Here is a 14,734-nt window from a genome sequence, read left to right as displayed (position 1 = left end):
ACGGTGAACTGTCCACGCAGCTTGCCCTTTGAGGAGACACTCTTGGTCGGCCGCTTGTCCAAGCGCCTCGCCCACGGCGCGCTCCTGCTTCTGTTCGCGGTCTTCCTCTCCTACGTCATCTCCTCCGCCGCGCTCAGTCCGCGCGCCTACTTCGAGGACCGCCAGCCGCGCCCGTCGGCCGCCACGGTCGACCACGAGCTCGCGCTGCTCGGCACCGACGACCGGACGCCGGTCCTGGAGCGCTTCGGGCACTGGTCGTGGCGGGCCGTCCACGGCGATCTGGGGCGCACGGTCGACGGGGGCTCTGTGAACGCGGAGTTCGGCCGCCGCATCGGGGTGTCCACCCGGCTGCTGCTCGTCGGCACGCTGGTCGGCACCGGTCTTGGCGTGCTCGCCGGGCTCTGGGCCGCGGTCCGCCGGCACCGCCTGCCCGACCGGGCGCTGACCGTGTTCTCGTTCCTGGTCCTGTCGGTGCCCACGTTCGTGCTTGCGCTGCTCTTCAAGGAGGGCGCCCTGTGGTTCAACCAGAGCGCGGGCCACACGGTGATCCGCTACACCGGCGAGCGCACCCCCGGCCTCACCGGCTCCCTCGCCACCCATCTCAAGGACCGGGCCGCCCATCTCGCGCTGCCCGCGGCCACGGTCGCGCTCGGCGCGGTCGCCTCGTACAGCCGGTATCAGCGCGGCGCCACGCTCGACGTGCTGGGCTCCGACCATCTGCGGACCGCGCAGGCCAAGGGGCTCACACCGGGCCGGGCGCTGCTGCGGCACGGGCTGCGCACCTCGCTGATCCCGCTGACCACGTTCTTCTCGTTCGGCTTCCTGACCCTGTTCACGGGGGCCGTGTTCACCGAGGAGATCTTCGGCTGGCCCGGCATGGGCAGCTGGTTCATGGACTCGGCGCAGAAGGGCGACATCAATTCGGTGGTCGCGGTCAATCTGTTCGCGGCGGTGACCGTGCTGCTCGCCGGCTTCGTCGCGGACGTGCTGCACGCGGTGCTCGACCCGAGGGTGCGCACGCGATGAGTACGGACGCGGTGAACACGGAAGCGGTCGTGCTGCGCGGGCGCGGCGCCACGGCCGGGCGGGCGCTGCTCCGCTCCCCCGGGGCCCTGACCGGCCTGGCACTGATCGCGGGCCTGTTCGTCCTCGCGTACGCGGGCCCGTACATGACCAACTGGAATTACACCGACATCGACTACACGGCCCTGCGCAGCGCCCCGGGCGCCCGGCACTGGATGGGCACCAGCCGGATCGGCCAGGACGTGTTCGCGCAGACGGTGCGCGGGCTGCAGAAGTCGCTGCTCATCGGCGCCCTGGTGGCCCTGGCCAGTACGGCCCTCGGCGCGGCCTTCGGGACCTGCGCGGGGTACTTCGGCGGCTGGGTGGACCGAATGCTCATGTTCGTGGTCGACCTGATGCTGGTGATTCCGGGCTTTCTGCTCCTGGTGCTGCTCGTGCCGAGGCTGCGCGGACTTGGCTGGCCGGCGTTCGCGGGGCTCCTGGCCGCGCTCGGCTGGATGATCACGGCACGGGCGGTACGGATCATGACGCTCTCGCTGCGGGAGCGGCCCTTCGTCGCCGCGGCGCAGCACATGGGCGTCGGGCCGTTCCGGATCATCGTGCGGCACGTCCTGCCGCACCTGGCCTCGTTCCTGATCACGGACGCGACCGTGGCGGTCGCCGCCGCCGTGATCAGCGAGACGGGTCTGTCCTACTTCGGGTTCGGGGTGCAGCCACCGGACGTGTCCCTGGGCACGCTCATAGCGTCCGGCAGCGATGTGGCACTGACCTGCCCGTGGATGTTCTTCTTCCCGGCCGGCCTGCTGCTGCTCTTCGTCCTGGCCGTGCACTTGGCGGGCGATGCGCTGCGGGACATTCTCGACCTCGGGTCCGACCGGGCTGGGAGCCTGCGATGACGGCCGCCAAGGTGCTCGACGTCGAAGACCTGCACGTGTCGTACGCGGGCTCGTCCCGTACGCCGCTGCCGGTCGTGCGCGGGGTGGGGTTCTCGCTGCGGCGCGGCGAAGTCCTCGGCCTGGTCGGCGAGTCCGGGGCCGGCAAGACCGCGACCGCGCTCGCCCTGCTCGGGCTGCTTCCGCCGGGCGCGCGGGTGAGCGGCTCGGTGCGGCTGCTCGGCACCGAGCTGGTCGGCCTGCCGGTGCGCGATCTCGCCCGGCTGCGCGGGCGCCGGATCGCGATGGTGTTCCAGGATCCGCTGGCCGCGTTCAACCCGGCCCAGCACATCGGCGACCAGATCGCCGAGGCTTTGCGGATTCATCAACGGCCACAGTCCGCCAGGGAGTTGGCGCGCGGCCGTGCTCGGGAGCTCTTGGAGGGCGTGGGTGTCCCGGATCCGTCCCGTATCGCCCGCTCGTACCCCCATGAGCTCTCCGGCGGACTGCGCCAGCGCGCCATGATCGCCATGGCGATCGCCAACGACCCCGACGTCATCGTGGCCGACGAGCCCACCAGCGCGCTCGACGCCACCGTCCAGGCACAGGTCCTGGACGCCCTGGAGAACGCCCGCCGGGCGACCGGCGCGGCGCTGCTCCTGGTCAGCCACGACCTGGGGGTGATCGCGGGCGCGGCGGACCGGGTGGCCGTCATGTATGCGGGCCGGATCGTCGAAACGGCGCCGGTGGACGCCCTGTTCGCGCGGCCCCGCATGCCGTACACGCTGGGCCTGCTCGGCTCGGTGCCGCGCCTGGACGCCGCCGTAGCGCTGACCCCGATACCGGGCGGCCCGCCCGCGCCGGGCAGCGCCGGGCCCGGCTGTTCGTTCGCACCGCGCTGCCCACTCGCGACGGAAGCCTGCCGCGCCGGGGAGCCCGAACCGGCGGGATCCGAGGGGCACTTGGCGGCGTGTGTCCGCCAGGACGCCCTCGCGGGGCGGGCCGCCGCCGACCTCTTCCCCGCCTCGGCCCCGTTGCGCCGCACTTCCCCGGGCGGCGCGCCCCTGCTGCGCGTCGCGGGGCTCACCAAGTCGTTTCCGCTGCCGGGGAGTTCTGGCTTCCGGTTGCGCAGGAAGCCGGCGGAGGTCCGGCTCGCGCTGGAAGGGGTGGACCTGGAGGTCCGCCGGGGCGAGACGGTGGCGCTGGTCGGCGAGTCGGGCTCCGGCAAGACCAGCACCCTGATGGAGATCATCGCGCTGGGCGCCCCCGAGTCCGGGACCGTCGAGATCGCCGGGTATGACACGTCCGTGCTGAGCCGCGCCGATGCCCGCCGGCTGCGGGGTTCGGTGCAGATCCTGGTGCAGGACCCGATGGCCAGCCTGGACCCGAGGATGCGGGTGGCCGACATCGTCGCCGAGCCACTCCACGCCCAGCGCGTCCCGAAGGAGACCATCGCGGCGCGGGTGCCCGAACTCCTGCGCCGGGTCGGCCTCGACGTCCAGGACGCGGAGCGCCGCCCACACCAGTTCTCCGGCGGCCAGCGCCAGCGCATCGCGCTCGCCCGGGCCCTCGCCGTACGCCCCGAACTGCTGCTCCTGGACGAGCCGGTCTCCGCGCTCGACGTGTCCGTGCAGGCGGGCATCCTCGATCTGCTGCGACGGCTGCGCGACGAGCGGGGCCCGGCCTGCCTGTTCGTCACGCACGACCTGGCGGTGGTGCGGCAGATCGCCGACCGGGTGGTGGTGATGTACGGCGGCCGGACCGTGGAGAGCGGCCCGGTCACCGACGTGTTCGGGAGTCCCCGCCACCCCTATACGCGCGCCCTGCTGTCCGCCGTGCCGCTGCCCGACCCGGCCGCCGAGCGGGCCCGCGCCAGGATCGTGCTGCCGGGCGAACCCCCGGGGGCCGGGGAACGCTCGACGGGCTGCCGCTTCCGTGGCCGCTGCGCGGTGTACACCGCCCTGGGCGAGGAACGGCGGCGGTGCGAACGTGAAACTCCGGCAACGAACGGGGCGGGCCCGCCGGGGGAACACACCTCCGCCTGTCACTTCCCGTACGACGCGAAGGGGGTGCCCGCCCGGCTCCGCCCGGAGCCGGAGGAACACCCCCCGGTGCGCTGAGAGCCCGCGTCCGTACCCGTCCGGATCGGACACGGGCTCGGGGAGTTCACGCCCGGTGGGCCGAGAGCGCGTCGTGGTAGACCTCAAGGGTACGCTCGGCCACCTTGTCCCACGAGAAGTGCTCCACCGCCCGCGCCCTGCCCGCGGCACCGAGTGCGGCGGCCCGGCCCCGGTCCTCGATCAGGTCGTTGACGGCTTCGGCGAGGCCCGCCGCGAACTTGTCGGGATCAACCGGTTCGCCCGTGGCGTCATCCCGCGCCTCGAACCCGACGAGCAGCCCGGTCACCCCGTCGTCGACGACCTCGGGGATCCCGCCGACCGCGGAAGCCACGACCGGGGTTCCGCAGGCCATCGCCTCCAGGTTCACGATGCCCATCGGCTCGTACACCGACGGGCACACGAACACCGTCGCGTGGGTGAGGAGTTGGCGTACGGAGTCCTGGTCCAGCATCCCGTCGATGCGGAAGACCCCGCCCCGTACGGCGCGCAGTTCCTCGACGAGTTCCGCGACCTCGGCGGCGATCTCGGGCGTGTCGGGCTGTCCGCAGCACAGCACCAGCTGGGCGTCCGAGCGCAGGCCGAACGCGGCCCGCAGCAGGTGCGGCAGCCCCTTCTGACGGGTGACGCGGCCGACGAACAGCACGATGGGCAGGTCCGGGTCGATGCCGTACCGCTCCAGTGCGTCCTGGCGCGGGTCGGGCCGGTAGGCCTCGGGGTCGATGCCGTTGTGGATGACGTGCACCCGCTCGGGGGCGACGTCGGGGTAGACGCGCAGGACGTCGTCGCGCATCGCGGCCGACACGGCGATGAGGGCCGAGGCGGACTGTGCGGCCGTGCGTTCCATCCAGCAGGACAGGGCGTACCCGCCGCCGAGTTGCTCGGCCTTCCAGGGCCGCAGCGGCTCCAGGCTGTGCAACGTCATGATGTGCGGCACGCCGTGCAGCAGGCGTGCGAGGTTCCCGGCCATGTTCGCGTACCAGGTGTGGCTGTGCACCACGTCCGTTCCGGCGCAGTCGGCGGCCATCGCCGCGTCCGCCCCGAGAAATCCCAGCGCCGCGTCCGCGGCGGCGAGATGGGCCGGTGGCTCGTATGCGTCAACGCCCGGTTCCGTTCTGGCCGTTCCCAGACACCGCACTCGTACGTCGGCGAGCCGGCGCAGCCCCCGCGTCAGCTCGGCCACGTGAACGCCGGCTCCGCCGTAGACCTCGGGCGGATATTCACGGGTGAGCAGGTCTACCCGCATGCTTCCTCCTTCCGTCGGGATGGACCGCAGCACTGGTCAGCAGCACTCCCCCGATGACGCGGGCATAGCAATCTCGGTGCGACGGACGGCGGGCGATTCCCGAGAAGGCCCCGACGCGAATATCAGGTAGCCACTGAGAATTATCCCTACCGAGAACACCGAGACGATGATCAGCCATATCCCCTTCGATCCCATTCGAAATAGCCCCCCACTCGGACAACTCAATTTGACTCGATGAGTCAATCAGGAGTGACGTTTTGAGTCAAGCATAGGTTGGGTAATGAGTGATCATGGTCGTTACGGAAGAGGAAATTCCGAATCCACACCAAATATGAGGCACGGAAGCAGCCAAACTGCGCCCTACGCGCCCCAAAAACCGAGGCGCGAACGCTTGCGGGCGCCTGACTTGCGGGTAGCATCACTTGTAATGATCTGAGTCAAGCTGTTGCGCTAGGAGTCGCCGTGGATCACTCTGAGCCTTCCTCTCCCATCGGCCTCGGGCAGCGCATCCGGGAGCTCCGGGTCCGGCGCGGGCTCAAACAGCAGGACCTCGCGTCCGAGGAGATTTCCACCAGCTACGTGTCGCTGATCGAGTCCGGCAAGCGGGCGCCGTCCGACACCGTGCTCGGCACGCTGGCAGTGAAGCTGGGCTGCTCCACCGAGTATCTGCGCACCGGCCGTGACCAACACGAGATGGAAGAGGCCCGGCTCAAGCTGGCCTTCGGCGACATGGCCCTGCGCAACGGGGCCGACGGCGAGGCATTGCAGACCTTCAGCGAACTGCTCGGCGGCTCGCTGCCGCTGGATGCCGCGATGAAGCGGCGTGCCCGCATGGGCCAGGCGTCCGCGCTGGAGAAGCTCGGGCGCCTGGAGGCCGCGATCCCCCTCCTTGAGGAGATCTTCGCCGACCGCGCACTCGCAGCAGGGTCGGACGAGTGGTGCCGTACGGCGGTGGCACTGTGCCGCTGCTATCGCAACATGGGCGACATCACGGTCAGCATCGAGATCGGCGAGCGCGCCATGAGCAAACTGGACTCGCTGGGCCTGGACGTGACGGTGGATCATGTTCAGCTCGGATCCACCCTCATGGGGTCCTACCGCCGGCGCGGAGACCACACCCGGGCGCATCTGCTCGCCCAGCGCCTGATCCCCCTCGCCGAGAAGCAGGGCGCACGGGCCGCACGGGGCGCGGTGTACTGGAACGCGGGTCTGGTCGCCCAGTCGCGCGGGCAGCTGGCCGAGGCACTCGCTCTGACCGAGCGTGCGCTGGCGATGATGGCCGAGGACGACAACGTACGCCATGTCGCCATGCTCAAGATGAACTACGGGTGGCTGCTGCTGCAGACCGAGTCCGGGGACCTCGGTCGCGCCAAGGAACTCCTGGAAGGGGCGCAGCAGTCGCTCGCGGAGACCGGCAACGCCGACGAGCTCGCGCGCTGCGAGTTCCATCTGGCCGAGGCCGACACCGCGCTGGGCAACTGGACGGAGGCGACCGCACACGCGGAACGCGCGATCGGTCTCCTCGGCAGCGAACCCCGTGTCCTCGCGGTCGCCGCCCGTGCCGCCCTCGCCCAACTGCACTTCCTGCGTCAGCAGAACGACCTCGGCAAGCAGGTCCTGGATGCCGCCACCCGTCAGTTGCGGCACTTCCCGGCCTCGTACGAGACCGCGGAGTACTGGCGTCGCATCGGCGACCTCTGGAGGGGCGAGGGCTTCACCAAGCAGGCCCTCGCCGCCTACGACGCCGCGCTGTCCGCCACCGGGCTCCAGCCGACGCCCAACCCGCGCGACGCGCTCAGCGAGCAGGCGTCGCGCTAGCCCCCGACCCCGTCACCACGCCGAGCACCCGGTCGCGCAGCGTCTCCATCGCGGCCGGGGTCTCGGCCTCCACGTGGATGCGTACCAGGGGGGCCGTGCGCGCGGCCCGTACGTTGAACCAGGAGCCGTCGCCGAACTCCCCGGTGACGCCGTCGAGGTGGTCGAGTTCGGCCTCGGTGGCCGCGAAGTGCGCGGTGACGCGGTGCAGGGCCGCCACGGGATCCTCGACCCGTATGCCGATCTCGCCGGAGCGCGGGTAACGGTCGTGGCCCGCCGCCAGCTCGGAGAGCCTGCGGCCCGAGTGGCCGAGCTCCGCGACGAGGTGCAGGGCCGCGAGCATGGCCGAGTCCGCGCACCAGAAGTCGCGGAAGTAGGAGCGGCCCGAGTGCGAGCCGCCGAAGGCCGCGCCCTGTTCGGCCATCAGGGAGCGGATGGCCGCGCGCCCGGCCCGGCAGCGCAGCGGGATGCCGCCGGCCGCTTCGACCGCCTCGATGGCGGAGCGCGAGGTGATGAGGTCGTGGACCACGGCGGCGCCGGGCCGCCGGGCGAGTTCGCGCGCCGCGACGAGGCCGATGACCGCGGCCGGCGGGACGGCGGCGCCCCGCTCGTCCACGGCACGGCAGCGGTCCGCCCCCGCGTCGAAGGCGAGCCCCAGGTCCGCTCCCGTACGCCGCACCCACTCCCCCAGGTCCCAACTCCCCTGCCGGGAGCGCTCGTTGGTGCCCAGGAAACGTACGGGTACGAGCTCCACCGCCGGGTGCAGCACCCGGGGCGCGGTGAGCGCGGCCATGCCGTGGGCCGCGTCGACCACCACCTTCAGCGGCCGGATGCCGGTGAGGTCGACCAGGGAGCGCAGATGCCGCGCGTAGTCGTCGAGGACCGGCGCGGCGACCGTGGAGCCGGGCTCGTCCGCCATCGGCGGGCGGGGCCCCGTGAGCCGCTCCCTGATCGCTTCGAGCCCCGTGCCCTCGGCGACTGTCACCGCGCCGGCCCGGCACAGCCGGATGCCGTGGGGTGCGCCGGGGCCGTGGCCCGAGGTGACCAGGGCGCTGGGCACCTCCAGCTGCCCCGACAGATAGGTCAGGCAGTCGGCCGGTCCGGGGCCGGCGTCGAGGACGTCCGCGCCCTGGTCGAGCACCCCTTGGGCAAGGGCGTCCGCGAGCGCCGGTGAGGAGCCGCGCAGGTCGTGCGCCACCGCGACCACGGGCGCCCCGGTGAACAGCGCGAAGGCGGCGCCGGTCCGGTAGGCGCCGCCCAGGTCCAGTTCGTCGGGGACCCGGCCGCGGATGCCGTACGTCCCGACGATCCGCTCGGCCGTGCCGCGCACTTCACTCATCGTCGCTCTCCTGGAGGGTCGGACGGAGCCAGAAGGTGGCCAGCGGGGGCAGGGTGAGGGCGGCGCTCTGCGCGCGGCCGTGCCACGGCACCGGCTCGGGCGCGATGACGCCGGGGTTCACCACGCCGCTGCCGCCGTAGCGTTCGGCGTCGCTGTTGAGGACCTCCGTCCACGCGGCGGCGTCGGGGAGGCCGATGCGGTAGCCCGTGCGGACCACCGGGGAGAAGTTGCAGACGACGACCAGGGGGCGGCCTTCGGCGTCGTACCGCACGAAGGACAGGACGTTGTCCTCGGCCCGGGATCCGTCGATCCAGGAGAAGCCCGACGGGTCGCAGTCGAGCTCCCACAGGGCAGGGGTCGCGGTGTAGACCTGGTTCAGATCACTGACCAGGGAGCGGATGCCGCGGTGACCGGCATGGCCGGGCCAGTCCTCGTCGAGGACCCACCACTGGGGCCCGCGATCGTGGTCGAATTCCTCACCCTGCGCGAACTCCTGGCCCATGAAAAGGAGTTGCTTGCCCGGATGGGCCCACATGTAACCCAGGGTGGCGCGGAGATTCGCGCGTTGCTGCCACCAGTCCCCCGGCATCTTCGCGACCAGTGAGCGCTTGCCGTGCACGACCTCGTCGTGCGAGAGGGGCAGCACAAACGCCTCGCTGTAGGCGTACACCATCGAGAAGGTCAACTCGTCGTGGTGATAGGAACGGTGGACCGGGTCGCGGGCGACATAGCCGAGCGAATCGTGCATCCAGCCCATGTTCCACTTGAGGTCGAAACCGAGCCCGCCGAATCCGTCCTGGCCCACCTCGTAGGTGGGCCGGGTCACGCCAGGCCAGGAGGTCGACTCCTCGGCGATGGTGAGGGCACCCGGGGCGCGGCGGCGCACAGTATCGGTCATTTCCTGGAGGAAGGCGACGGCGGCCAGGTTTTCCCGTCCGCCGTGCTCGTTGGGGCTCCAGCCGCCCTCCTCCCGGGAATAGTCCAGGTAGAGCATCGAGGCGACGGCGTCCACGCGTAACGCGTCGATATGGAATTCGGTGCACCAGTAGACGGCGTTGGCGACAAGGAAGTTGCGTACCTCCCGGCGGCCGTAGTCGAATTCCAGGGTGCCCCAGTCCGGATGATGGGCGCGCCGGGTGTCGGCGGGCTCGTAAAGGGGTTCGCCGTCGAATCGGGAAAGGGCGAACTCGTCCTTCGGGAAATGGGCCGGCACCCAGTCCGCGATGACCCCGATCCCGGCGCCGTGCAGCGCGTCCACGAGGTAGCGGAAGTCGTCGGGGGTGCCCAGGCGCGCGGTCGGGGCGAAGTAGCCGGTCACCTGGTAGCCCCAGGAGCCGCCGAAGGGATGTTCCATCACCGGCATGAGCTCCACATGCGTGAACCCCAGACCGGCGACGTATTTCGGCAATTCCTCGGCGAGCTGACGGTAGGTCAAGCCCGGCCGCCATGACGGGATGTGGACCTCGTAGACCGACATGGGGCGCTGCCGGCAGTCCTCGCCGCCCCGCTGGGCCATCCACTCGGCGTCGCCCCAGACGTACGAGGACGCGTGGACGACGGAGGCGGTCGCGGGCGGGCATTCGGCGGCGCGGGCCAGCGGGTCGGCCTTCTGGAGCATGCGGCCGTCGCGCGTGTGGATCTCGTACTTGTAGCGGGTGCCGGGCCCGGCGTCCGGCACGAACAGCTCCCATACGCCGCTGGAGCCGAGCGAGCGCATGGGGTGCGCGACGCCGTTCCAGCCGTTGAAGTCGCCGATGACACGCACCCCTTGGGCGTTGGGGGCCCACACCGTGAACGCGGTGCCGGTGACGCCTTCGAGGGTGCGGACCCGGGCGCCGAGCGCCCGCCACAGCTCCCAGTGCCGGCCCTCCGTGATGAGGTGCAGGTCGAGGTCGCCGAGGGTGGGCAGGAAGCGGTAGCCGTCCTCGTGGCTCTCCTCGCCCTCGCCGTAGGTGACGTGGAGCCGGTAGGCGGGCACCGCGGCGCCCGGAAGGAGCCCGGTGAACAACCCGTCGCGCTGGTGGGCGAGTTCGACCCGGACTCCGTCCGCGGTGACCGCCGTCACGCTGCGGGCGAGCGGGCGCAGCGCCCTGACCGCGACACCGTCCGCGACCGGGTGCGCGCCGAGCACGCCGTGCGGGTCGTGGTGCGCCCCCGCGAGCAGCCGGTCGAGCTCGGCGTCGGCCATGCGGGTCGTCAAGTGCCGTGTCTGGAGCACGGGTTGGGGTTCCTTTCCAGGGGTGTCCGGTGGGTCAGCGGGAGCCCGCGAGCCGGTGGATCGCGGCCAGCGGGACGGGTAGCAGGGCCGGGCGGTGCCGCGCCTCGTAGACGGCTTCGTACACCGCCTTGTCGGCCTCGAAGGCGCGCAGCGGCACGGGCCGGCAGTAGGGGTCGGCGCCGCCCGCGTCGCGGTAGCCGTCGCAGAAGGCGCGCCGGTTGCGGACGGCCCAGGCGTACGCCCGCCGGGTGCGTCGCAGCCGGGGGCCGGGGCCCTCCCCGGCGGACCGTTCCTGCACATCGGCGAGCGCGGTGCGGGCGGCGTAGTCGAAGGAGCGCAGCATGGAGGCGACGTCGCGCAGCGCGGACTGCGGCCGGGTCCGTTCGGCGGCGGGGGTGGCGGGCTGGCCCTCGAAGTCGATGACCCGCCAGCCGTCGGCGGTGCGCAGCGCCTGCCCCAGGTGCAGGTCGCCGTGCGTGCGTTGGGCGAGCATCGGGCAGCCGCGTACGGCCATGGCCGCGTAGTCCTCGTACAGGGCGCCGAGCGCGGTGCGGTAGCGGGCGAGCGCGGGCACCTCGTCGACGGCTTCGGCCAGGCGGCGTTTCATCTGTGCGGCGTCGTCGCCCACCGCGCCCGGCCCGAGCAGATGGCGCGGGAACGCCTCGGCGAGCGCGCTGTGGACCTCGGCGACCGCCTGGCCGAGGGTGCGGGCGTGTGCGGTGAAACCGCCGGTCGCGGGGACGGTGCGGCAGCTTCCCTCGATGCAGTCGGCGGCGTGCCGCACCGCGCTCTCCCACCCGTCGGCCTCGGCCGGCAGGAAGTCTTCGAGAAGGCCGAGCACCAGACCCTCGCCGCCCGGCGCGTCGGTGTGCAACGCGCCGTGGAGGCGGGGGGTGCGGGTGCAGCGCTGTTCGGTGAGGGCGCGCAGGGCGTCGATCTCGGCGTGCGGACCCGGCTCCGGCCGCCGGTACAGCTTGAGCAGCAGCCGGTCGCCGTACGCCACTGTGCTGTTGCTCTGCTCGGCGGTCAGCGCCCGGGGTACGAGGCCGACGGGAACGGGCAGCGCGGAGGTGCGGTCCAGGCGTGGCCCGCCGGTGCCGTCGCGCAGGGCCAGGGTGCGCAGGAGCACCCCGAGCAGCGCCGGGTCCTCGACGGCCTCGTACAGGGTCCAGCCCCGCCACGGCCCGTCCGGCACCTCGGCGATGGCGGACGGGGCGAGGCGCGCGGGGAGATCCGGGCGCAGCCCGAGCAGGAGCTGGTAGAGCCGCTCGCGGCCACCGGCGTGGCGGGCCCGCAGCACGGCGTGGACCAGCGCCGGGGACTGTTCCCGTACGACGGTGACGGCGAGCGGGGCCAGTTCGGCGAGCGGCCCGCCGCCGCCCGCGAACCAGCGGCGGGTGGCCAGCCACGGTTCGAGGGCGGGCAGCAGCGGGGCCAGGATGCCCGGCTCGGTGGCGGTGACGCTCATGGCGTCGGCCCGTCGGCGAGCGGGGTGAGCAGGTGGGCGGGGGCGCCCGACGGCTCCAGGCGTACGTAGGTGTGCGGGTGCCAGGTGTGGAGCTCGCCGGTGAGTTCGTCCCGCACCTTCAGGGAGCCGTCCTCGGGCAGGCCGAGGGCTGCGAGGTCGAAGGAGACGGTGGCCTCGCTCGCGCGGTGCGGGTCGAGGTTGACGACCGCGAGGACGGTGTCGCTGGTGCCGTCCGGGTGCCTCGACTGCTTCGAATACGCGAGGACTTGATCGTGGTCGGTGGGGTGGAAGCGCAGGTTCTTGAGTTCCTGGAGGGCGGGGTGGGCGCGGCGCAGCTCGTTGAGGCGGGTGATCAGCGGGGCGATGGTGCGGCCCTCGGCCTCGGCTGCGGCCCAGTCGCGGGGCCGCAGCTCGTACTTCTCGGAGCGGGCGTAGTCCTCGGTGCCCGCCGCGAGCGCCTCGCCCTCGCACAGCTCGTAGCCCGCGTACATGCCCCAGGTCGGCGCGAGGGTCGCGGCGAGCACCGCGCGCGCCTCGAAGGCGGGCCTCCCGCCGTTCTGGAGGTAGGCGTGCAGGATGTCGGGGGTGTTGACGAACAGGTTGGGGCGCAGGAAGTCGGCGCTGTCCTCGGCGAGTTCGGCGCCGTACTCGGTCAGTTCCTCCTTGGTGTTCTTCCAGGTGAAGTACGTGTACGACTGCTGGAAGCCGGCCTGGGCGAGTGCGTGCACCATGGCCCGGCGGGTGAACGCCTCGGCGAGGAAGACCACGTCGGGGTCGGTGGTGGCGACCGTGCCGATCACCCGCTCCCAGAAGGCGACCGGTTTGGTGTGCGGGTTGTCGACGCGGAAGATGCGGACACCCTGGGCGATCCAGTGCCGCAGGATCCGTACGGTCTCGGCGACCAGGCCCTCGAAGTCGGTGTCGAAGTCGAGGGGGTGGATGTCCTCGTACTTCTTGGGCGGGTTCTCGGCGGAGGCGATGGTGCCGTCCGCTCGGTGGGTGAACCACTCGGGGTGCTCGGTCAGCCAGGGGTGGTCCGGCGAGCACTGGAGCGCGAAGTCCAGGGCCACCTCCATCCCCAACTCCCCTGCTGCCGCCACGAATTGACGGAAATCGGCGAGGGTGCCGAGTGCCGGGTGGACGGCGTCGTGGCCGCCGTCGGCCGAGCCGATCGCCCAGGGCGAGCCCACGTCGTCGGGGCCCGCGGTGAGCGCGTTGTCCGGGCCCTTGCGGTGGCTGCGCCCGACGGGGTGGATCGGCGGCAGGTACACCACGTCGAAGCCCATCGCGGCGACGGCCGGAAGGCGCTCGGCGGCGGTCTTGAACGTGCCGCTGACCGGCGCCTGCCCCGGGGTGAGCACCGCCCCCTCCGAGCGCGGGAACAGCTCGTACCAGGAGCCGACGAGTGCGCGCCGGCGCTCGACGAGGAGGTGCAGCGGCCGGGAGGCGGTGACCAGTTCACGCAGCGGACGGGCGTCCAGCGCGGCGATCACCTTCGGGTCGGTGGTCGCGGCGAGCCGACGGGGGGTGGGGCTCGCTTCGTCGCGCAGCGCCCCCGCTGCCGCTGTCACCGCCTCCCGGCGGTCCGGGTCCGGGATCGCGAGGGCGGCCCGCTCGTGCAGCAGGGCCCCCTCGGCGAGCGTGAGCTCCACGTCGACCCCGGCGGGAATCTTCAGCTGTGCGTCGTGGCGCCAGGTACCGACGGGGTCGGCCCAGGCCTCCACGGTGTAGGTCCAGAGCCCGGTGGCCTCCAGGACGACGGTGGCCTCCCAGCGGTCGGCGTCGGCGTCGACGAGTGCCATGGGCGTCCACGGGCCGGGCCGTCCCGCCGGGTCGCGGAGCACCACGTTGGCGCCGACGAGGCCGCTGCCCTCGCGGAAGACGGTGGCGCCGATGGTCACGCGCTCACCGGTCACCGCCTTGGCCGGCACATCGCCGCCGCGCACCTGGGGCGTGACGTCGAGGACCGGGATGCGGGCGCCCCGGGGAGCTGCGGGCATCGTGGCACGTGCGGAGGTCATGGAGGTCATCGCGCACTCCTCGCGGCGGCCCTGCGCACCGGGCGCTCCCGGTCCGCGAGCAGGTCGATGATGGTGCGGGCGAACAGATGGCAGTGGGCGCCGGTCCGCGCGGTGACCAGGTCGTCGTGGACGACGACGTCCTGGTCGACGTACTCGCCGCCCATGTTGCGCAGGTCGCCGAGCAGGTTGTTGTGGACGACCGCGCGCCGTCCGCGCACCAGCGAGGGGACGGGGGCCGCGAGCCACATGCCGTGGCAGATGATGCCCTTGACGATCGCCGGGTCGTTGAACGCCCGGCGCAGGAACGTGGACGCGGGCGGCAGCCGGTCGGGGTCCTCGGTGTAGCGCAGCCGGTCGGAGACCATGCCGGAGGGCACGATCACGGCGGAGAACTCCTTGAGCGCGAACTCGTCGATGGCCTCGAAGGAACGGGACACCTCGAACGGCATCCGGTGCTCGTGACCGGTGAAGGTCATCTTGTCCTGGCCCCACAGCCGGGTCAGGAAGTGCACCTCGGCGCCCTCTTCGGGGAAGCGGTGCTGGTAGTAGAGGATCTCCGGTTCGTAGAAGTCGCTCTCCATCAGGACGGCGATCTTGTGGCCGGTGAGTCGCACG

The 14,734-nt window shown here is 72.2% G+C and carries 10 protein-coding genes; 4 read left to right on the top strand and 6 right to left on the bottom strand.

Annotated elements, in window-relative coordinates:
- Nucleotides 1–42: 42 nt before the first annotated feature.
- Genes IE206_RS27890 through IE206_RS27880 form a run of 3 tightly spaced genes read left to right on the top strand, consistent with a single transcriptional unit; the run spans nucleotide 43 to nucleotide 4,015 of the window.
- Nucleotides 43–1,026 (top strand): ABC transporter permease, encoded by a 984-nt coding sequence (locus IE206_RS27890; RefSeq protein ID WP_189966801.1) that lies wholly within the window; start codon nucleotides 43–45, stop codon nucleotides 1,024–1,026.
- Nucleotides 1,023–1,919 (top strand): ABC transporter permease, encoded by an 897-nt coding sequence (locus tag IE206_RS27885; RefSeq protein ID WP_189966799.1) that lies wholly within the window; start codon nucleotides 1,023–1,025, stop codon nucleotides 1,917–1,919. The genes IE206_RS27890 and IE206_RS27885 overlap by 4 nt, the downstream gene beginning before the upstream one ends.
- The gene (locus IE206_RS27880; RefSeq protein ID WP_189966797.1) at nucleotides 1,916–4,015 is read left to right on the top strand and encodes an ABC transporter ATP-binding protein; all 2,100 of its coding nucleotides are present in this window, start codon (nucleotides 1,916–1,918) and stop codon (nucleotides 4,013–4,015) included. Before IE206_RS27885 ends, IE206_RS27880 begins: the two co-directional genes overlap by 4 nt.
- A gap of 46 nt (nucleotides 4,016–4,061) precedes the next feature.
- Here the strand turns inward: IE206_RS27880 and glgA are convergent, their stop codons facing one another.
- The gene (gene glgA / locus IE206_RS27875; RefSeq protein WP_189966795.1) at nucleotides 4,062–5,258 is read right to left on the bottom strand and encodes a glycogen synthase; all 1,197 of its coding nucleotides are present in this window, start codon (nucleotides 5,256–5,258) and stop codon (nucleotides 4,062–4,064) included.
- 462 nt (nucleotides 5,259–5,720) lie between these two features.
- On the opposite strand from glgA, the gene IE206_RS27870 reads away from it, so the two are divergent.
- Entirely contained in the window at nucleotides 5,721–7,076 is a 1,356-nt protein-coding gene (locus IE206_RS27870) for a helix-turn-helix domain-containing protein (protein ID WP_189966793.1), read from the top strand.
- Here the strand turns inward: IE206_RS27870 and IE206_RS27865 are convergent.
- The 5 genes from IE206_RS27865 to IE206_RS27850 are packed head-to-tail and all read right to left on the bottom strand — an operon-like array spanning nucleotide 7,054 to nucleotide 14,733.
- On the bottom strand, nucleotides 7,054–8,412 hold the full coding sequence (locus IE206_RS27865; RefSeq protein ID WP_189966791.1) for a phosphohexomutase domain-containing protein: 1,359 nt from the start codon (nucleotides 8,410–8,412) through the stop codon (nucleotides 7,054–7,056). The two genes, IE206_RS27870 and IE206_RS27865, sit on opposite strands and share 23 nt — an antisense overlap.
- Nucleotides 8,405–10,630, bottom strand: coding sequence for a 1,4-alpha-glucan branching protein GlgB (gene glgB / locus IE206_RS27860; protein WP_444545515.1), 2,226 nt, complete (start codon nucleotides 10,628–10,630; stop codon nucleotides 8,405–8,407). The genes IE206_RS27865 and glgB overlap by 8 nt, the downstream gene beginning before the upstream one ends.
- Nucleotides 10,631–10,664: 34 nt before the next feature.
- A complete protein-coding gene (locus tag IE206_RS43830; RefSeq protein ID WP_444545514.1) occupies nucleotides 10,665–12,098 on the bottom strand; it encodes a maltokinase N-terminal cap-like domain-containing protein in 1,434 nt (477 codons plus the stop codon).
- The gene (locus IE206_RS27855; protein ID WP_189966786.1) at nucleotides 12,095–14,128 is read right to left on the bottom strand and encodes an alpha-1,4-glucan--maltose-1-phosphate maltosyltransferase; all 2,034 of its coding nucleotides are present in this window, start codon (nucleotides 14,126–14,128) and stop codon (nucleotides 12,095–12,097) included. Before IE206_RS27855 ends, IE206_RS43830 begins: the two co-directional genes overlap by 4 nt.
- On the bottom strand, nucleotides 14,125–14,733 hold the full coding sequence (locus tag IE206_RS27850; RefSeq protein WP_189966784.1) for a DJ-1/PfpI family protein: 609 nt from the start codon (nucleotides 14,731–14,733) through the stop codon (nucleotides 14,125–14,127). Before IE206_RS27850 ends, IE206_RS27855 begins: the two co-directional genes overlap by 4 nt.
- Nucleotide 14,734: the final 1 nt, after the last annotated feature.

Origin of the sequence: Streptomyces violascens, from assembly GCF_014649955.1 — a bacterium.
In the GTDB taxonomy this organism is placed as follows: Bacteria; Actinomycetota; Actinomycetes; order Streptomycetales; family Streptomycetaceae; genus Streptomyces; species Streptomyces violascens.
Note: the sequence above shows the minus strand (reverse complement) of the source record. Positions and strands in the feature narration are given on the sequence as shown.

Bases quoted from the DNA above. Each gene is read 5' to 3' on its own strand.
- IE206_RS27885 (WP_189966799.1), top strand. From the start codon at position 1,023: ATGAGTACGGACGCGGTGAACACGGAAGCGGTCGTGCTGCGCGGGCGC.
- IE206_RS27880 (WP_189966797.1), top strand. From the start codon at position 1,916: ATGACGGCCGCCAAGGTGCTCGACGTCGAAGACCTGCACGTGTCGTAC.
- glgA (WP_189966795.1), bottom strand. From the start codon at position 5,258: ATGCGGGTAGACCTGCTCACCCGTGAATATCCGCCCGAGGTCTACGGC.
- IE206_RS27865 (WP_189966791.1), bottom strand. From the start codon at position 8,412: ATGAGTGAAGTGCGCGGCACGGCCGAGCGGATCGTCGGGACGTACGGC.
- IE206_RS43830 (WP_444545514.1), bottom strand. From the start codon at position 12,098: ATGAGCGTCACCGCCACCGAGCCGGGCATCCTGGCCCCGCTGCTGCCC.
- IE206_RS27855 (WP_189966786.1), bottom strand. From the start codon at position 14,128: ATGACCTCCATGACCTCCGCACGTGCCACGATGCCCGCAGCTCCCCGG.